15 protein-coding genes are annotated in these 17,796 nt (G+C 56.4%); 7 read left to right on the top strand and 8 right to left on the bottom strand.

Translation table 11 applies throughout. From position 1 onward, the window contains the following. Positions 1-76 precede the first annotated feature (76 nt). The 4 genes from dnaK to IQ241_RS19060 all read left to right on the top strand — a co-directional run bounded on the left by dnaK (position 77) and on the right by IQ241_RS19060 (position 4,717). Positions 77-1,993, top strand: coding sequence for a molecular chaperone DnaK (gene dnaK / locus IQ241_RS19075; protein ID WP_193910266.1), 1,917 nt, complete (start codon positions 77-79; stop codon positions 1,991-1,993). A 330-nt stretch (positions 1,994-2,323) separates the two neighbouring features. Next, on the top strand, positions 2,324-2,815 hold the full coding sequence (locus tag IQ241_RS19070) for a CBS domain-containing protein (RefSeq protein WP_193910264.1): 492 nt from the start codon (positions 2,324-2,326) through the stop codon (positions 2,813-2,815). 47 nt (positions 2,816-2,862) lie between these two features. Further along, positions 2,863-3,519, top strand: coding sequence for a phycobilisome degradation protein NblB (nblB, locus tag IQ241_RS19065; protein WP_193910262.1), 657 nt, complete (start codon positions 2,863-2,865; stop codon positions 3,517-3,519). Positions 3,520-4,255: 736 nt separating this feature from the next. After that, on the top strand, positions 4,256-4,717 hold the full coding sequence (locus IQ241_RS19060) for an ATP-binding protein (protein ID WP_193910260.1): 462 nt from the start codon (positions 4,256-4,258) through the stop codon (positions 4,715-4,717). On the opposite strand, the gene IQ241_RS19055 is transcribed toward IQ241_RS19060, so the two are convergent. Continuing rightward, positions 4,714-5,019 (bottom strand): DUF6439 family protein, encoded by a 306-nt coding sequence (locus tag IQ241_RS19055; protein WP_390622471.1) that lies wholly within the window; start codon positions 5,017-5,019, stop codon positions 4,714-4,716. The genes IQ241_RS19060 and IQ241_RS19055 overlap by 4 nt on opposite strands. A 79-nt stretch (positions 5,020-5,098) precedes the next feature. Here IQ241_RS19055 and IQ241_RS19050 point away from each other — a divergent pair, with 79 nt between their 5' ends. Beyond that, positions 5,099-5,452 carry a hypothetical protein gene (locus IQ241_RS19050; RefSeq protein WP_193910258.1) on the top strand — a complete coding sequence of 118 codons (354 nt, stop codon included), beginning with the start codon at positions 5,099-5,101 and terminating at the stop codon, positions 5,450-5,452. Positions 5,453-5,506: 54 nt separating this feature from the next. After that, positions 5,507-6,910, top strand: a complete 1,404-nt coding sequence (asnS, locus tag IQ241_RS19045) for an asparagine--tRNA ligase (protein WP_193910256.1) — start codon at positions 5,507-5,509, stop codon at positions 6,908-6,910. 23 nt (positions 6,911-6,933) lie between these two features. Here asnS and IQ241_RS19040 read toward each other — a convergent pair whose 3' ends face one another. The 7 genes from IQ241_RS19040 to glyS all read right to left on the bottom strand — a co-directional run bounded on the left by IQ241_RS19040 (position 6,934) and on the right by glyS (position 17,233). Then, complete coding sequence (locus IQ241_RS19040) at positions 6,934-7,644, bottom strand: hypothetical protein (RefSeq protein WP_193910254.1); 711 nt, start codon at positions 7,642-7,644, stop codon at positions 6,934-6,936. A gap of 72 nt (positions 7,645-7,716) precedes the next feature. Continuing rightward, a complete protein-coding gene (locus IQ241_RS19035) occupies positions 7,717-8,409 on the bottom strand; it encodes a response regulator (RefSeq protein ID WP_193910252.1) in 693 nt (230 codons plus the stop codon). Next, positions 8,381-11,332, bottom strand: coding sequence for a PAS domain S-box protein (locus tag IQ241_RS19030; protein ID WP_193910249.1), 2,952 nt, complete (start codon positions 11,330-11,332; stop codon positions 8,381-8,383). The genes IQ241_RS19035 and IQ241_RS19030 overlap by 29 nt, the downstream gene beginning before the upstream one ends. 65 nt (positions 11,333-11,397) lie before the next feature. Further along, entirely contained in the window at positions 11,398-12,909 is a 1,512-nt protein-coding gene (locus IQ241_RS19025) for an alpha/beta hydrolase (protein ID WP_193910247.1), read from the bottom strand. Between the two features lie 230 nt (positions 12,910-13,139). Further along, positions 13,140-13,604, bottom strand: a complete 465-nt coding sequence (locus IQ241_RS19020) for a cupin domain-containing protein (RefSeq protein WP_193910295.1) — start codon at positions 13,602-13,604, stop codon at positions 13,140-13,142. A gap of 123 nt (positions 13,605-13,727) precedes the next feature. After that, positions 13,728-15,077 carry a UDP-N-acetylmuramoyl-L-alanine--D-glutamate ligase gene (gene murD / locus IQ241_RS19015; RefSeq protein WP_193910245.1) on the bottom strand — a complete coding sequence of 450 codons (1,350 nt, stop codon included), beginning with the start codon at positions 15,075-15,077 and terminating at the stop codon, positions 13,728-13,730. A 5-nt stretch (positions 15,078-15,082) separates the two neighbouring features. Beyond that, positions 15,083-17,233 carry a glycine--tRNA ligase subunit beta gene (gene glyS / locus IQ241_RS19010; protein ID WP_193910292.1) on the bottom strand — a complete coding sequence of 717 codons (2,151 nt, stop codon included), beginning with the start codon at positions 17,231-17,233 and terminating at the stop codon, positions 15,083-15,085. A 151-nt stretch (positions 17,234-17,384) separates the two neighbouring features. On the opposite strand from glyS, the gene IQ241_RS19005 reads away from it, so the two are divergent. After that, positions 17,385-17,753 (top strand): DUF3110 domain-containing protein, encoded by a 369-nt coding sequence (locus IQ241_RS19005; protein ID WP_193910243.1) that lies wholly within the window; start codon positions 17,385-17,387, stop codon positions 17,751-17,753. Positions 17,754-17,796: the final 43 nt, after the last annotated feature.

Here is a 17,796-nt window from a genome sequence, read left to right as displayed (position 1 = left end):
AGCAAACCGCTCTGGCTGCGCAGTATAGATATAGCGTTTACAAACACACAGTAGTTACACAAGCCGGAGCAAATCTATGGGAAAAGTTGTTGGAATCGACTTAGGAACCACTAACTCTGTGGTCGCCGTCATGGAAGGCGGAAAGCCCACAGTCATCGCCAACGCTGAAGGGTTTCGGACGACGCCCTCAGTCGTGGCATACGCAAAAAATGGCGATCGCCTCGTTGGGCAGATTGCCAAGCGCCAGGCCGTGATGAATCCTGAGAATACCTTTTACTCAGTCAAGCGATTCATCGGTCGGCGTCATGATGAAGTGACCCACGAAACGACGGAAGTGCCCTACAAGGTGGCCAACGTCGGTGGCAACGTCAAACTGCAGAACTCCAACGGTGAGCAGTTCGCGCCTGAGGAGTTCTCAGCCCAGATACTGCGGAAGCTGGTCGATGATGCCAGCAAGTACATTGGTGAGAAGGTGACCCAGGCAGTCATCACCGTGCCTGCTTACTTCAACGACTCACAGCGGCAGGCGACCAAAGACGCCGGTAAGATTGCCGGAGTTGAGGTGCTGCGGATTATCAACGAGCCGACGGCAGCGGCGCTGGCCTACGGTCTGGATAAGAAGAGCAACGAAACCATTCTAGTATTTGACCTCGGGGGCGGTACCTTCGACGTCTCTATCCTAGAGGTTGGCGACGGCGTCTTTGAGGTGCTCTCCACCTCGGGCGACACCCACCTGGGTGGTGACGACTTTGACAAGAAGCTCGTAGACTACCTGGCCGAAGAGTTCATGAAGCAGGAGGGGATTGACCTGCGGAAGGATAAGCAGGCCTTGCAGCGGCTAACCGAAGCGGCAGAGAAAGCCAAGATTGAGCTCTCCAGCGTCACTCAAGCCGACGTTAACCTGCCCTTCATTACCGCTACTCAGGACGGTCCCAAGCACTTAGAAACAACCCTGACTCGGGCCAAGTTTGAGGAGCTCTGCGCCGACTTGATTGACCGCTGCCGGGTGCCGGTTGAAAATGCGCTGAAGGATGCCAAAATTTCTAAGGGCGACATCGATGAAGTCGTTCTGGTGGGCGGCTCCACCCGGATTCCAGCGGTTCAAGAGATCGTCAAGCGAACCTTGGGCAAGGACCCCAACCAAAGCGTTAACCCGGATGAGGTTGTGGCGATTGGGGCGGCAATTCAGGGCGGCGTTCTGGCGGGTGAAGTCAAGGATATTCTGCTGCTCGACGTGACGCCGCTGTCTCTGGGAGTTGAAACCCTGGGTGGCGTGATGACAAAGCTAATTACGCGGAATACCACTATCCCGACCAAGAAGTCTGAGGTCTTCTCCACCGCTGTGGATGGCCAAACCAACGTGGAGATTCACGTGCTCCAGGGTGAGCGCGAAATGTCGAGCGACAACAAGAGCTTGGGAACGTTCCGTTTGGACGGCATTCCCCCAGCCGCTCGAGGCGTCCCTCAGATTGAGGTAATCTTCGATATCGACGCCAACGGCATTCTTAACGTTACGGCGAAGGATAAGGGTACCGGTAAAGAGCAGTCGATCAGCATCACCGGCGCTTCTACCCTGTCCGACACCGAAGTCGAGAAGATGGTCAGAGATGCAGAGAGCAATTCTGAAGCCGACAAAGAGCGGCGCGAGCGGATCGACATGAAGAACCAGGCCGACTCCCTCGCCTACCAGGCTGAGAAGCAAATTGCTGAGCTGGGTGACAAGGTCCCGGCTGACGAGAAGACGAAAATTGAGGGCCAGATTAAGGACCTCAAGGACGCGATCGCGAGCGAGGACTTCGACAAAATCAAGTCCGTCATGACGGAGCTACAGCAGGCGCTCTATACCCTCAGCAGCAACCTCTACCAGCAGGGCGCTCCCGATATGGGTGCTCCTGGCCCGGACGCCGGTGCGCCTGAAGGCGGTGCCGAAGCGGCCAGCGGCGGCGAAGACGACGTGATTGACGCTGAGTTCTCTGAGACCGATAGCAAATAAAGTACGCTGCGGGGAGTGGGGCAGCCTGCTCCCCAATCAGCGAACCAGCTTAGTCTGGATTTAAGACTTGCTCCGGCTAGCAAGAAGGTGAGTGGTTTGACCATTCACCTTTTCTTGTGAGAAAAAGAGGTCTCACAGGGCAATTTAAAGAACAATCTCTAGCTAACCCTATCGAATTCTGGCTTTGCTGAGAGCGCTGTTCGGCTGGCGACAGCAGCCCCGGTGATCCGTTCGCTGAAGGTTAGCGGAGTGTAACGACCTGTAAAGTCTGCCTGGGACAGGACTCTCGCTTCCTACAATGAAATATAGACCCTGAACGATATAGGAAAAATGGCAAAAACCGTTGGCGAAGTGATGACCGCAAAGCCCTTGACGGTTCATCCCGAAACTCCGATCAAAGAGGCCATCATGCTGCTAGCCGACAATCGTATAAGCGGCCTGCCGGTAGTGGATGAAGCCAACCAGATCGTCGGCGTGCTGTCTGAGGCAGACCTGATGTGGCAGACGACCGGGGCGACCCTGCCGCCCTATGTGGTCGTGCTCGACAGCGTTATCTATCTGACGAACCCGGCTCACTATAACCAAGAGCTGCACAAGGCGCTGGGCCAGACCGTGGCTGAGGTGATGACGGCCAAAGCGATTACCATTCCACCCGATCAGTCGCTGCGACATGCTGCCCAGCTGATGCACGATAAGCAGGTCCGGCGACTGATTGTCGTCGATGAAGCTAACCGGACGCTTGGCGTTCTGACTCGAGGCGATATTGTCCGAGAAATGGCGAGCCGCTATGCCGATGATACAGAACCCGCAGAAGTGGTATAGCCGACTAGTCTTAAATTAATCAACGTCCTAGAACAATTATCGAGAGTATGGATAGTCCTGAGCAGATTCGATCCCGACTTCATGCGGAGGATTTTGGCGATCGCATCAAAGCCATCAACCAGCTCCGCCAACTGGATCCCGCCGTGGCCTTTGAGCTGATTCAACCTCTAACGCATGATCCCAATACCCGCGTCCGCTATGCCGCTATCAGCCAGGTGGCGACGCTGGGACAGCAAGAGCCGGAAACCGCCCTGAAAATTTTGCGCCGGGCGCTACTCGAAGATCCCGAAGCCGATGTGCAGGCAGCGGCAGCCGACGGCCTAGGAGCCCTCAAGCTCACCAGTGCCCTGGACGATCTACGCCAGGTCTACCAAAGCTCGGGCGAGTGGCTGGTGCAGATGAGCATCGTGGCCTGCCTAGGCGAGATGGGTGACACCCGTGCCTTTGACCTGCTAGAAATGGCTCTCAGCTCAGACAACGGCCTGATTTCTGTGGCCGCGATTGGTGCTTTGGGCGAACTAGGCGATGCCAGAGCCGTGCCGCTATTGCTCCCCTATGTCGCCGATCCGGACTGGCAGGTTCGTCATCGCCTGGCCCAGGCCCTGGGGCAATATCTGGCCGAGGCCGAGGTCAAAGCCGCGCTGCAAAAGCTCGCTCAAGATGAGTCAGAGATCGTTGCAGAAGCGGCTAAAAACGCGCTGTAGGCGTCTCGGTGCCGGTTAGATGAGAACGCGCATCGGTTGAACGAAAATGAGGCCAACTGTCAGCTAAGTGAGAATACGGAGCTGGCGGTTGGAATGTTACGAAATCAGCGCCCGTTTGTCCGCTACAACAGTAGTAATACTGATTTTTGGGGTTACTTTGGATTGCCGCTCTAGGTTTCCTCATAAACGTTGTGTTTTGTGAACTGAATTCTTATCAAGATTAGTTTTGCAACAGCCGATTTTTGGGATCAATCAAGCGCGACCTCGCTTTCTCTCGGGTTTTTATCGAACCTATCAAGTCAGCAAATGAGATTTTACGGGCACCGAGATCGCTGGTCAAAACACCGTTTTTAGCACCGACTGGCGACGTGATTAGACGTGCCAGGGTTGTGAGGATTTTAGCTACTTTTAGCCTGCTTTTACCCTGAGTGAGGGAGATTGCCTGAACAAGCGAACTAGTCTATCCGCTTCAGGTGAGATTTGATTGACTTAGGTCTATTCAGATTGATCTGGCTTCTGCTAATAGTTCCAAATACTGATTACGCCTATTCTGCTAACAGGCCAAAAAATCTTTGGGTGGGAACTGATGATAGAGATCTGATACAATATGTGCATATCAAAAAAAATAACCAAAAACGGTTTAAATGTATTTAATAATACATTGATTTGCCCATGGTCTTGCTGGCTAATTGAACTCAGCGGCATCTATTGCCGGAGCGGTGTGAGGAGCAGCTAAGTGGTTAGTATTACAAGTCCTGCCAACCAGAGCTGGGAGAGCCTGAGCTTTGCGTCTACGCTATATCTGTGTCCCATTCTGGATGCGCTCTTAGAGCATACGCCGCCGGCCCTGCACGCCGATCTGCGGTTGGGGCTGCAAGAGGCCCTGGTCAATGCGGCCAAGCACGGCAATCAGCTCGATCCAAGTAAGACGGTGTCCGTTCGCTACGCTAGGTCTGGCAGCTATTACTGGTGGGTAATCGTCGATCAGGGCAGCGGGTTTTCCTATCCAGCTGAATGCCGCTACCCCGATCTTCACAGCAGCGATCCCATCGATGACTGTGGCCGAGGGCTGTATATTCTCTATCAGATCTTTGACCAGGTGCTCTGGCATGCAGAGGGGAAAGAAGTCCACCTCTGTAAGCAGGTGGAACGTTGGTCGCTGCTGTCGCTGCTGCGCAGGTCTGAGGCGCGAAATTAGGCGCGAGTAGATTTGCCGTGGGTAGGGCAGGGTGGGGCTTTAAGGCTTTTGTCCAGCCAGCCAGTGGCCTGGGTCAGTCGAGTTAACGATTCTTCTGGCTGGTCTTTGAGCAGGTAGACCAGGGCAGCGGCGATCTGCTCTAGCGCCCGAACTCGGCGGTTGGCGCTGAGGCGATGCCAGTCGTTGGCAGGAATGGCTAACCGTTCGGTGAGCGCCTGGGCCAGTTCTAAGCTACTAAAGGAGCGGATGTCGGCTCGGTCGGGGCGCTCTGGAACCGGAGGCGTGATCGAAGAAGCTGGCATTTCAGGCATGGGTATTCCTTGGTTACGAATCTACCTTTACAGTAGAGGGCACGCTACCCTTACTCTAACAACTGCTGCTATGAGATTTCGCCAGTCGCGTCGCCCTCAACTGCCTACCGATGAAGCGCTGCAAGCGTTTGAGGCCTCGCTGCGGGAAACGGCTGAGGAATTTCTGGCCCTGCGCGATCGCTTCTTCAGCGTCCGCCGGGCCAAAATTCAATACGAGCGGCTCAGCCAAAACTCACCGCAGCTGCCGCCAGAGGCAGGTTTTCATCTACCGGAAGACGATCTCCAGCAGATGCAGCAGCGCCTGTCTGACCTAGAGACGGCTTTGGAAAGTCAGCTGCTGACCTGGCGAGATTTCTGGCAGGTGCTGCGGTTTTTGGGGCTGGGGCTAATCATTGGCTGGTTTATGCGCGGCTGGGTCGGCTAGGCGCGCGGCGGCTTCAGCGCCATAATAGTTCGAGTACCGCAAGCACGCTCTACCATGGCCCATTCTCGGATTAAGCATATTCTTCAAGCTGGTCAGCCCGACGACCCGGTGACGATTCAGGGCTGGGTGAGGACGCAGCGCCAGGCTAAGAGGTTCTCCTTTGTTGAGGTGAATGACGGCTCGTCGATGGCCGGGCTGCAGGTGGTTGTCGATGGCACCCTGCCAGACTACGAGGCTAAAATTAAGCGGTTGAGCACAGGCGCCTCGGTTGAGGTTTCGGGAACGCTGGTCGAGTCGCCGGGAAAAGGTCAGCGGGTTGAGCTGAAGGCCAGCGATTTTCAGGTGGTGGGTGAGTCTGATGCCGAAACCTATCCACTGCAAAAGAAGCGCCATTCGTTTGAATTTCTTCGCACAATCGGCCACCTGCGCGCGCGCACCAATACCCTCGGAGCTGTAATGCGCGTCCGTCACGCCTGCGCCATGGCGATTCATCAGTTTTTCCAGTCCCGAGATTTTCTCTGGATACACACCCCCATCCTCACCGCTAGCGATGCGGAAGGGGCGGGGGAAATGTTTACTGTGACCCGCTTTGGCTTAGACCAGCTACCGCTGGATCCGGCGGGTAAAGTGGACTACGGCCAGGACTTTTTTGGCAAGCCTGCCTACCTCACCGTCAGCGGCCAGCTCGAAGCCGAAATCATGGCGCTGGCCTTTACGAATGTCTATACCTTTGGTCCCACTTTCCGGGCAGAGAACTCCAATACTTCGCGCCACCTAGCTGAGTTTTGGATGGTTGAGCCGGAGATGGCGTTTTGTAACCTGGAGGGCAATATGGACCTGGCCGAAGCCTTCCTTAAGTTTGTCTTTGGCCAGGTGATGGAGCAGTGCGCCGACGATATAGTGTTCTTCAACCAGCGAATCGACTCGTCCGTGCTGGCGACAGCAACCAATATTATCGACAGCGAGTTTGAGCGGCTGAGCTATACCGACGCGATCGCGCTGCTGGAAAAAGCCGACCGCTCCTTTGATTTCCCCGTCTCCTGGGGGCTAGACCTCCAGTCTGAGCACGAGCGCTACCTGGCCGAAGATTATTTCAAAAAGCCGGTAATCGTCACCGACTATCCCGCTGAAATCAAGGCCTTCTACATGCGCCAGAATGATGGCGAGCCTGACGACCGCAAAACCGTCGCCGCTATGGATGTGCTCGCGCCCAAGGTGGGCGAAATTATCGGCGGCTCCCAGCGCGAAGAGCGGCTGGATGTGCTAGAAGCTCGGATCGAGGCCGCTGGACTGCCTAAGGAAGACTATTGGTGGTACCTGGACCTGCGCCGCTACGGTACCGTTCCCCATGCGGGCTTTGGCCTGGGCTTTGAGCGGCTGGTGCAGTTCATCACCGGCATGACTAACATCCGCGACGTGATTCCCTTTCCCCGCACGCCCGACAATGTGGAATTTTAGACTTTTCCTGAGTTCCTTTGGGGTTAGGCCTTGGTCAGGACGCGGCTCACTTGCTCGACCGTCGCCTCTGGATTATGGCAGTAGCGGCTCAGCCAGATCGAAGCCTTGCGGGCGCTGGACGGCTCAATTTCGAGGAGCTGCTGTAACCAAACTTGGGGATTAGGGCTGAGGCCGTCGGTCGTGACTTTTTCCGGCGACCGAAAGGCCAGATCGAGGCCAGGCAAAACACTCAGTTTTTCTGCTGGACTGAGGGCATGAAAGTCGTTCACCAGCTGGGCAATTTCTGAGGTCGGCGCCAGCAGCTCGATGGTGAGCAGCGACAGGTTGCGGACAAAGCAGTATTGGGTCAAATCAGGGGCAGGGTCTACCGCTGGTGTCTCTGTCTCGTTCGGCGGTGTTTCATCCGGCGGCGTTTCGTTCGGCGGTATTGGGGCGGTGAACGAAACGAGCGGAACGGTCTGCTGCCAGTCAGGCTGGGTCTGCCCCTGGGCTCTGCCGTAGATGGTGACCGTTTCAAAGCCGGAAACCGAGAGATTTGACAGGCCCTTGACCAGCCACTCGACCGTGGGCTGCTGCTTGGGTGTAGAAGGGGCCTCTAGCAATATCTCAAACTGCCCAGACCGGACCTTGGCCCGAGCCCGGGCACCCCTTTTGCTGAGAGTGCGATTGATGAGGGTCGCGATCGCGGCTGGGCAGCCCAGCCTGGCCTGCTCTAAAAGGGATTCGGTATTCATACCCTGACTCGGTTAGCGATAGGCCTAGAGTACCCGCCTAATCGCGGAGAATTGCCATCGACTCGATCGGCGCTAAACCAGCTCTAGCTGACGTAGCAGCTCAACGTCATCGTCGGCCAGCAGCTCTCCCAGGTCTTCGACCTGACTGAGCAGGCTGAACTCTTCGGCGTAGGCTTTTTGAAGCAAATCAACGCTATAGCTGTATTGCTCCGGGTCAGCATTGCGATTCTTCAGCAGGTGCAGGGCTACGTTGATTTTGGGAATGGCGCTGTTGAGCTGCTGCTGAAACTGGGAGATCAGGCTGTCCTTTTCGTCAATTGACTGCTGTAGCTTAGACACCTGCGCTTTCAATTCGTCAATTTGGCGGCTGCTTTGATCCGACTGCTGCTCGGTGACCTGTTGACGCGCCAGCCGAGTCGCGATCGCGCCCAGCAGCTCCTCTCGCTGGAAGGGTTTCGTTAAATAGTCATCAGCGCCTAAGGCCATTCCCTTGCGAATATCGGTTTTATCTGCCATCGCTGTCAGAAAGATAAAGGGAATCGTCGCGGTCTCAGGGTTCTGGCGCAGCGACTCCAGCACCTCATGGCCATTGACCTCGGGCATCGTGACATCGCAAATAATCAGGTCGGGGATATGCTCCATCGCCCACTTGGTGCCTAAATAGCCGTTTTCGGCAGAGACCACGTCATAGTCTTCGGCTTCCAGCAGGTCTAGCAGATTCTCTCTGACCGCCGTCTCATCTTCGATAATCAAAATTTTGCTCATTAGTGGTCTCCCCTTGGATATTGAGTAGATTGAACCCGTAATTGATTAGCCGTAGATTCAGTGGCAGCCGAACGATAAACGTCGTGCCCTTTCCAATATCGCTCTTCAAGCGAATATCACCTCCGTGTAAATCCACGGATTTTTTCACAATGGCTAAGCCTAAACCTGTTCCTGAAATAGTACCCACATTGCTCGCTCGATTAAAGGAAGTGAACATTTTTGCCTGATCTGATTTAGGAATGCCAATGCCGTTGTCTCTTACTCGGAAAACGACTTCAGCGTTTTCTAGTCCGGTTTCATATGTTAGGTCGAAGTGAACGGTGCCCCCATCGGGGGAATATTTCACTGCATTTGAAAGCAGATTGTTTAAGATCTGCCGTAGCAGTTTGGGATCGAGCTGAGCCGACTGCTCCTCGCCATGTACCTGCAGATTAACGATATGTTTACTCGTCGTAATTTGTATTTCTTCTACGATGGTCTGGCAAAACTCTGTCAGCGCCAGGGGAGCCGGGTCAAACTCCAGCCGACCCGCCTCGGCCTTGCCAATCAACAGCACGTCGTTCAACAGCTCAGTCATATGCTTGACAGCATCCTGAATGCGCACTAAGTGAGACAGCTGCTTCTCCACAGTCCATTTATGGCTGTAGTGCTCCAGCAGCTCAGAAGAAGAGAGGATAGTTGCTAGCGGCGTTCTAAACTCGTGGGACGTCATCGAAACAAAGTTAGACTTCAGCTCATTGAGCTCTTTCTCTCGCTCCAGCGCCTTTTGAATCTCAGCCTCTGCCTGTTTCCGCTCCGTAATGTCTCGGATAATTGCCATCACCTCGTTTTCGGCGCTAATTACAATCCGAGCTTCGTAGTAGACCAGGTCGCCTGCTTTGGACAGCTGATATTCAATGACCTGCACCTCTTTGGTCGAGAGGGCCTGATGGATGCAATGCTGTAGCGATTCTGCTACTTCGTCAGGATAGACTTCAAATAGGCTCTTGCCTAAAAACGGCTCGTTTAGCAGGGGAAGGGGCACGTTTTTTGCCGCCTTGTAATTTACAAAGACATTGTCGGCATTAATCCGAAATATCCAGTCGGGAATGGTGTTGAACAAGGCACGGTTCGTCGCTACGCTGGAGCGCAGGGCAACCTCAGCCCGCTTGCGCGCCATCAGCGTGCTGAGGTGAGTCGCTACGGTTGAGACAAAATTAAACATATGCTGATTTTCATCACAGCGCTCAGACATAAAGAAAACCAGGATGGCAATCACCTGGCTGCCATCGACGATGGGAAAGCTCAGCTCTGTCTTGAGCCCGGAATCGGCAAAAGCCTGGCCGCGCAGAAACACATCCCCGGGCTGGTCGAGTACGTTGGATAACCATTCTGGCCGCTTCGAAACCCAGGCACGGCCCGGCAATCCCAGGTTGGGGCCAAAGGTAAACTGCTGAGAGATTCCTTCAAAATAGGCCAGCCTGTCGCTATCCGCGTGCCAGGTCAGGCCGTAGCGGAGCAGCGAGCTGTCGTGGTTAGGCAGCCATGCTTCGCCCAATTCCCACCGAGTCACCTCACAAATTTTACTGAGGGCCACTTCCAGTGCAGTATCAAAGTCAACCGCTTCACTAATGGCTTGAGTCAAATTTTGTAAAAAGTAGGCTTCCTCTTCGGCCTGCTGTCGAGTCTCAATCTCAGCCTGGAGCAGGCGGTTTGCCCGCTGAAATTCAGCCGTGCGCTCGGCGACCCGACGCTCCAGATCGTCATGGGCCTGCTTGAGCGCGATCGCAGCCTGTTTACGCAGGGTAATTTCTTGAAACTGCACAATAAAGTACAGCGGGTTCTGGTCGCCATCACGGACGAGCGAGGCGCTCATCTGCACCCATACCGTGTGGCCTTGCTTATGCAGATAGCGTTTTTCGAGCTGATAGGTGCTGATTTCCCCGGCCAGTACCTGATTCGTTAGCTTCAGGCTATTCTCCAGATCGTTGGGATGAGTGATGGTTTGAAAGTTAGTCGAGAGCAGTTCCGCTTCCGAGTAGCCAATAATGCTGTAGAGAGCCGGATTGACTTTGAGCCAGACACCGGTTGTAGACAGCAGAGCCATACCGATGGGCGCATTGTTAAAAGCGTGCTGAAAACTTTCCTGGCTTTGCCGTAGCGCTTCTTCTGCGAGCTTACGTTCGGTAATGTCGAGGGCATAGCTCCTCACCAACTCGCTTTCGGCAAAATAATGAATCGACTGTTCGAAATACCTTTGCTCAATCTTAACTTCACGTACAAAGTATTTCTGATCAGACGCCCTGACACTGGCCAAAACACCGGCAATCAGCGGATGCTCGATGCCCAGGCTGCGAATATTGGGAAATTGGGCCACGGCGGCGGGGTTGAGGTAGCTGATCCCGCCGGTGACCGTTAGCTCGACAATCGGATGGGAGAAGAGTTCTGGGAAAGACGCGAGCCGAACCAGGGCGGCTTCATTCGCGGCTTTAATCTCTTCCTTAGGCACCAGTATGGTGTCAAAGGGGCTGGGACCTGCCGATTGAGCCAGTTCTTCGTCTATCTGCCCCAGAGCCAGGAATTTAAGGCTCTCCGGACTGTCGGCCGTATAGTAACGAGCACGAATGACGCCGCCGAATAGCAGGTCATCTCCATGCTCAAGGTCGTGGGAAAAGCTTCGTTCACCGTTAACAAACAGCCCGTTGGTGCTCTTTTTTCCCTGAAAGTTGCCATCGACGATGCGGAACAGGTAGCGCTCTGTTTCGGGCATCGTGGTCCGCAGCAAAATCGCGTGCTGCCGGGAAACCTGCTGTGAATGCAGGACGATGGTATTGCTGGGATCGCGGCCCAGAGAGTAGGTTGCGGCTTCCAGGTTGATGGTGCGCTTGCCCTGTTCGTCTTCCACGATGAGCAAATGCTGAATGGAGCGTGGAGCTTCTGGCATTGGATTCGTTTTGCACTGACCCTACACGGGCTAGGTTGCCCATTTATGCAAAACTTCAACCGCTATTAGGGCAGCTGCTCGGGGCTTAGGGACTGAATCAGGCTGAGGGGTAGTTCGGATTGGCTTAGCTGGCTGGCATAGGCGGCGCTGAGGTAGGGGCGGTAGGCTGGGTCTTCAGTCAGATGGGTGGCGAAGAAAGCGACGCTCATGGCCCTAATGTAGCGTTCTGCCGTCTCTGGACTGGGACCAATCACCGCGTCTGGGACAGGCACAGCGCCCTCGGTCTCAGCCCCAGAAATGATCGAAAAATGGGTGCCGCCACGGAACTGGAGGAGGTACTTCTCCGGCGTCGTCAGCCAGGTGAAGGGGCGAATTTGCTCGGCTAGAGCCGGGGTGACCGTATCGGCGCTGCCGCTAACTAGCATCATCGGAATATCAATTTCAGCTAGGCTAGCTTGGCCGAAAATAGCGCTGTCCAAGGGGTTAACCGCGATCGCGGCGCGAATGCGAGGATCGCCTAGCTGGGGCAGCGGCTGGGGCAGCTCCAGGGCCAGACACTGAAGCAGCAGCGACAGATTAAGTTCATCAAACTCGGGCGGGCAGGCTGCTTCAAGCCTTTCTAAGTTAATTTCGGCCCCGGCCAGCGCCAGCGTCGTGTAGGCTCCAAACGACTGACCCATGACGCCAATGCGGCGCAGGTCAAGGCGGCCCCGCAGGCGGGCGTCTAGGCGAGTCAGATGGGTCAAGTCGTTTAGCAGTTCCTGAATCGCCAGCGGGCGGCGGGTCAGCTCGTCGGGCGGCGTCACCCGACTAGCCTGGCCCGACAGCAGCGCCGAAAGCTGCTCCTCGCTGCTGCCAGGATGCTCTACCACTAAAACAGCAAATCCATAGGAGGCCAGATGTTCCGCTAGATAGGCCAAGGTACGTTGGCTGCCGCCCAGACCGTGGGAGAGGACAACTACCGGACGAGCCGAGGCGTTCAGCCGATTACGCTGGGGTAGATACAGGTTCGTTGGCAGAGCGACGCCTTCAAGCGGTATAACGTCCCAAAGAAAGGACCCAGGTGATGCTAGCTCCGTCGATGGGTTTGGCAGGCTCTGCTCAGCCGCTGCTTGAGCCGAGAGGTTCTGAATCAAAGCTGCTGTTGCCTCTGTCTGATTGAGTGCCCCAATAAAATCTCCAGTCAGGTTAGAGGCTTGGCGCAGGTCAATCCGAATCACCGGCGTCGGAAACTTCTTCAGCACGTTCAGCAGCGTCAGCCCCTGATTGGGATCGGCTGCCGCTAAAATTACCGAGCCGCGAATCGCTAAAAATCCATTCTGCCTGCCGCCTGACTGGATAATTTCCCCCAGCTCACGCAGCAGGGCCTCCCCCTGTGGTGTATAGAGAAACTGAGAGATAGCCACGACATCGAGGTCAGTACTGGCTGTCAGCCCGACCCGAAACCGCTCTAGCTGCGTCGGCGTAAAGTAGCGAGCATAGCTTTCCAAAGTTTCGCTCAGCCGACCCTCGCGGGCGTAGGTTTCTAGGTCATCTACCGCAACCGAGCGCTCTACCAGTCCATAGTTGAGAATCACGCGCTCGGCTGCAAGCCCCGGTACCGCTGTCCCGAAAAGTTGAAGGCCAACCCCAATTATGCCGCTACATAAGCTCAGCCAGGCCCAATGCCAGGACGAGCGAAGCGGCCTTCCTGACTTGCGATTGAAGATAGCCATCAGGCAACGACGGTGCAGTGCCCTGCTATTCTAAACTGCTCAGTTTACTTTGGTGGTAAATTTTTGCTATCCCCTCTGCCCCTAGACCGCGCTTAGGCAAAGTCGCCGGGCCGCGCCGCTAGCCAGCGATCGCCCGGCAGCTGCACAATCATCAGCATGGCTGGGGAATTCCCAACGGTGCCGGACAGATGCCCCTGATGGCCGTCGGCATTGGGCTGAGTCTTCTGGTCACCGCCAAAGGAGATGTCGCCGGGTCCCATCTCTACCCGCATCCCGTCCATCGTCTCCACAAACCAGCGGCCCGACAGCGGCACAATCCACTGCGGCTGCGGATTTTCGTGCCATTTGCCAACCCAGCCCACGGGTAGCTGAGCGAATACGACCTGAGTCTCGGCGGTTAGGAGCCGATTATTCCACTGTGGGTCGGCATCGCCTCCCATGCTTTCCTTTGCGAATGCGGTGAGCTCGCACTGAGTTTGATGGCTAACCCCGGCATCATCGGTCCAGACGTGCCAGTAGGTCAGCTTGGGCGAGTTTTCAGCGGATAAGTCGGCCATGGGAAACGTTCCTAAAATCTCGTTAGAGGGATTGATAACGGCTATTGTCCAGGGTAAATTCAGCGTTAACAAAATGAGCGATCGCCTGGAGTATGCGGTCATGCTATCGGCGGTTTGACAGGTCTACGCTTGAAGATACAGCTGACACAGACGGCGAAAATGATCGCCTCGGGCTTCGAAGTTGGGGTACTGATCGTAGCTGGCGCAGGCAGGAGATAGTAAGACGACTTTAGCGGCTTGGGTAGGGGCGAGGTCAGCACTTCTGCTGACGGCGTTTTCTAAGGTTTCAACGATTTCAGTGTGGGGATAGCCCGACTGATGCAGACGTTCGGCAAACTGGGGAGCGGCTTTGCCAATCAGCAGCACGGCGGCGGCCTTCTGATGGATTTGCTGAATCCAGGCGGTATCGTCGCCAGCCTTGGGGTCGCCACCGGCAATCAAAATAGTGGGGCTGTGAACTGAGCGCAGCCCCACTTCGGCCGCGTCGTAGTTGGTGGCTTTGCTGTCATTGATAAAGTCGATGCCGCGCCAGGTGCAGATATGCTCCAGCCGATGCACCACACCTGGGAAGGTGGTCACGCCCTCGACGATCGCCGCTTTCGGAATATCCGCTAGGCAGGCCGCCGTCACGGCCATCAGCAGGTTTTGCTGATTGTGGTCTCCCACCATCCGTAAGGACTGCGTCGAAACGATGCGATCTCCCCGATAGATCACCCAGCCGTCTTCAATATAGGTCGAGGGGGTTAGCGGCTCGATCGCTTTTTGGCCTCCTACGCTCGTCCAGTGACTCTGAGGGCCATACTCAGCCGCGTGCTGGCGCAGGCAGGGATCGTCGCCGTTGAACACCGCTATCTCGGAACGAGCCAGCAGCGAAGCCTTGATTCGATAGTAGTTTTCCACCGTCTTATGGCGGTTGAGATGGTCCGGGGTGAAAGTCGTCCAGATACCGATGGTCGGATGCAGGGTTGAGGTCGCTTCGATCTGATAGCTGCTCAGCTCGGCAATCACCCAGTCTGGCGGCGTTTCGGCCAGAGCAACGGCGCAGGCGGCATGGCCAATGTTGCCGCAGGCTGGCGCATTCAGACCGGCGGCGGCAAAGATCGCAGCCAGCAGCGCCGTGGTAGTCGTTTTGCCGTTGGTACCGGTAATGCCCAGCCAAGGCCGCTCAGACAGACTGCGCCAGGCTAGTTCCATTTCGCCGATGGTCTCGATCCCCTGCTGGCGGGCCGTGACCAGGGCAGGCGCATCCCAGGGGACGCCCGGGCTAACCACGATCAAATCCATTTCCAGGGTAGGGACAAAATCATGGCCGAGCTGAACGGCGATGCCAACCTGGGATAGGGCTGCTTGCCGATCGCGCTGTGCCGGGCCGTCGCCGCGATCGCTCAGCGTCACCCGCCAGCCCTGACGGTGGAGCAGACGGGCGGCGGCAGCACCAGACAGGCCAATGCCGATGACGTGGGCTTTTTTCATAGACTCTAACTTTTTACAATCGCGCCAAAATCCGCCAGGATGCGGGCATGATTTCTTAACAGCCCCAAAAGATTCAGTCGATTTTGGCGAATCTCCGGATTGTCATCCATCACCAGTACGCTGTTCGGGCCATCAAAAAAATCGCTGACGGCTGGAGCCGCCTGCGTTAGCCCGGACAGCAGCTGGTCGTAGTCCCGCTCAGCCCGAGCCGCTGCGGTTTGGCTCAGCAGAGTTTGCAGGTTTTCATAGAAAGCCTGTTCGGAGGACTGCTGAAAGAGAGACGGATCAATCTGAGCCTGGGGGTCGAGTGCATCCGTATCGAGCTGGCCCTGGGCAGCCAGGCGAGAGGCGCGGTTTACCGTTTCATAAATGTGATCTAGCCTACCATCGTCGCGAATGGCCTGGAGAAAGTCGGCGCGATCGCGTAAATCCAGCAAATCGTTCAGCGCCCTGGCCTGATACTCCACATCGGCCTCCCCCAGCACCGCATTTACCAGGTCATAGTCGATCTGGCGTTCCTCCTGGAGCAGGCTGCGCAGACGCTGTAGAAAGAATTCGGTTAGCTGCTGCTCCAGTTCTGTCGCATTTACGTCGGGCCGACTGGCGGCGAATTCCTGAATAATCTGACCCAGCAGCAGCTGAAGGTTCAGCGGCAGGCTGGCAGCCCAGATAATATTGACGATTGCATTCGCCGCCCGGCGCAGAGCAAAGGGGTCGGAGGAGCCGGTCGGCAGCAGACCAATGCTGAAGATACTCACCAGCGTATCCAGCCGGTCCGCAATCCCAACTACCTGCCCGGTCAAGGACTTGGGCAGAACATCGTCGGCCCCCCGAGGTAAATAGTGCTCAAAAATCGCATCGGCCACCGGCTGGGGCTCGCCGCTGTGGAGCGCATACTTCTGCCCGATCGCCCCCTGGAGTTCTGGAAATTCCCCAACCATCAGGGTGACCAGGTCGGCTTTACAGAGCAGCGCCGCCCGCTGCACCCAGGCTTGCTGGTCGGCATTGAGGCCGAGCTGAGTCGCGATCGCGCCTGCAATCTGCTGAATCCGCCCGACCTTATCGCGTACCGAGCCCAGCCGCTCTTCAAAGGTCACGGTTTCCAGCTTGGGGACATAGGCTTCCAGCGGCTGGGTACGATCGGCGTCAAAGAAAAACTTGCCGTCCGACAGCCGCGCCCGAATCACCCGACCGTTGCCCTCAGCAATTACCTCGGCCCTGGCCGGGTCACCGTTAGAAATCGTGATGAAATAGGGCAGCAGCTCCGCCGCGTCGGCGCTGGGCCGCACCGGAAAATAGCGCTGATGGCTTTCCATTTCCATCACGGCTACTTCCGCCGGCAGTTCCAGAAATTCCGAGTCAAAGCTACCCACGACCGCCGTCGGCCATTCCACCAGGTTGGTCACTTCTGCTAACAGCACCGGAGAAATGACCACGTCGCCCTGTACAGAGGCCGCCGCTTCAGCCACCTGTCGCTGAATTTTTTCCCGCCGCCGGGCCGGATCGACATCGACAAAGGCCGCCTCCAGCGCCCCGACGTAGTCTGCCGCGCTGGCAATCGTCACTGCCTCGGGATGGAGGACACGATGGCCCTGGGAAACGCGATCGCTCAGGGTCCGCTCAGATCCGTTTTCTAACGTAATCGGCAGCACCCGATCGTCGAGCAGCGCCACCAGCCAGCGAATCGGTCGGGGAAACTTCAGCTCACCGTCGCCCCAGCGCATAAACCGCTTGCCCTCTAGCTCCAAAATCCAGGTTGGGATTAGCGCCGCCAGAATTTCGCCCGTGGGCCGCCCAGCCGTTTTTTGCTGGACAAACACAAATTCGCCTTTTTCCGTCTGGCGCACCTCCAGGTCTTCGACCGTGGCTCCGCGCGATCGCGCAAATCCGATCGCCGCCTGGGTCGGCTGACCCTGCTTAAACGCCGCTTGAGCCGGGGGGCCTTTGACGTCCTCTTCGCGGTCGGGCTGTCGGTCGGGCAGCCCACCCAGCAAAACCGCCAGCCGTCTAGGCGTGCCGTAAAACTCCAGCGATTCGGGGGGCAAAAACTGGTCAGACAGGTCGCTGGGAATCCGCGCCTGCCACTGCGATAAAGCCTCGCTGACAAAGCTCGCGGGGAGTTCTTCGGTGCCGACTTCCAGCAAAAACGTAGCCATACTCAGCCCAACCGCCAAAAACGTCTCCATTATCTCAGCAATTGCTAATTCTCCCAGGTTTTTTCATTCACCGCCTTGCTGGACGACTGGATCGGCGAACCCAGGTATTAAGATGAGAACCAACATGGCTCGCCGGGGGTAAGGCAATCATATGCAGGTCTACGTAATCTTGTTCAACGCCCGCACCGAAAATGAAGGCATCCATACGCTCCGGGTCGAGCAGCAAAACGTGGTGCTGATGTTTGAAGCAGAAGACGACGCCCTTCGCTTCGCCGGGCTGCTAGAGGCTCAGGACTTTCCCCCAACCGCAGTCGAAGCCTTTGACCCAGAGGAAATTGAAGAATTCTGCGAAGGCGCCGGCTACGAAGCCGTCACCATCACCGGCGACATGCTGATGCTGCCCCCAGAAGCCACCGTCGAGCAAATGGACTGGAACCCAGACGCCCCACCCGAGAACGCTGCCCAGTCTGCCCAGGATGAAATGGACCGAATCCGCCAGCAGCTCGAAAAACTCCTGTAATCCTTTAGCGAAGCAGGCAAGCCACCCCCCTACTCCCCTACTC

It is taken from the genome of Vasconcelosia minhoensis LEGE 07310, assembly GCF_015207255.1.
Lineage (GTDB): Bacteria > Cyanobacteriota > Cyanobacteriia > Phormidesmidales > Phormidesmidaceae > Vasconcelosia > Vasconcelosia minhoensis.
The sequence above is the reverse complement of the archived record's forward strand: the minus strand, read 5'-3'. Positions and strand labels throughout refer to the sequence as shown.

Excerpts from the sequence above, each read along its gene's own strand:
- IQ241_RS19050 (WP_193910258.1), top strand. The coding sequence starts at position 5,099 with ATGAGATTTCGCCAGTCGCGTCGCCCTCAACTGCCTACCGATGAAGCG.
- murD (WP_193910245.1), bottom strand. The coding sequence starts at position 15,077 with ATGAAAAAAGCCCACGTCATCGGCATTGGCCTGTCTGGTGCTGCCGCC.
- IQ241_RS19020 (WP_193910295.1), bottom strand. The coding sequence starts at position 13,604 with ATGGCCGACTTATCCGCTGAAAACTCGCCCAAGCTGACCTACTGGCAC.
- IQ241_RS19055 (WP_390622471.1), bottom strand. The coding sequence starts at position 5,019 with ATGCCAGCTTCTTCGATCACGCCTCCGGTTCCAGAGCGCCCCGACCGA.
- glyS (WP_193910292.1), bottom strand. The coding sequence starts at position 17,233 with ATGGCTACGTTTTTGCTGGAAGTCGGCACCGAAGAACTCCCCGCGAGC.
- IQ241_RS19005 (WP_193910243.1), top strand. The coding sequence starts at position 17,385 with ATGCAGGTCTACGTAATCTTGTTCAACGCCCGCACCGAAAATGAAGGC.
- IQ241_RS19035 (WP_193910252.1), bottom strand. The coding sequence starts at position 8,409 with ATGAGCAAAATTTTGATTATCGAAGATGAGACGGCGGTCAGAGAGAAT.
- IQ241_RS19040 (WP_193910254.1), bottom strand. The coding sequence starts at position 7,644 with ATGAATACCGAATCCCTTTTAGAGCAGGCCAGGCTGGGCTGCCCAGCC.
- IQ241_RS19030 (WP_193910249.1), bottom strand. The coding sequence starts at position 11,332 with ATGCCAGAAGCTCCACGCTCCATTCAGCATTTGCTCATCGTGGAAGAC.
- dnaK (WP_193910266.1), top strand. The coding sequence starts at position 77 with ATGGGAAAAGTTGTTGGAATCGACTTAGGAACCACTAACTCTGTGGTC.
- asnS (WP_193910256.1), top strand. The coding sequence starts at position 5,507 with ATGGCCCATTCTCGGATTAAGCATATTCTTCAAGCTGGTCAGCCCGAC.
- nblB (WP_193910262.1), top strand. The coding sequence starts at position 2,863 with ATGGATAGTCCTGAGCAGATTCGATCCCGACTTCATGCGGAGGATTTT.
- IQ241_RS19070 (WP_193910264.1), top strand. The coding sequence starts at position 2,324 with ATGGCAAAAACCGTTGGCGAAGTGATGACCGCAAAGCCCTTGACGGTT.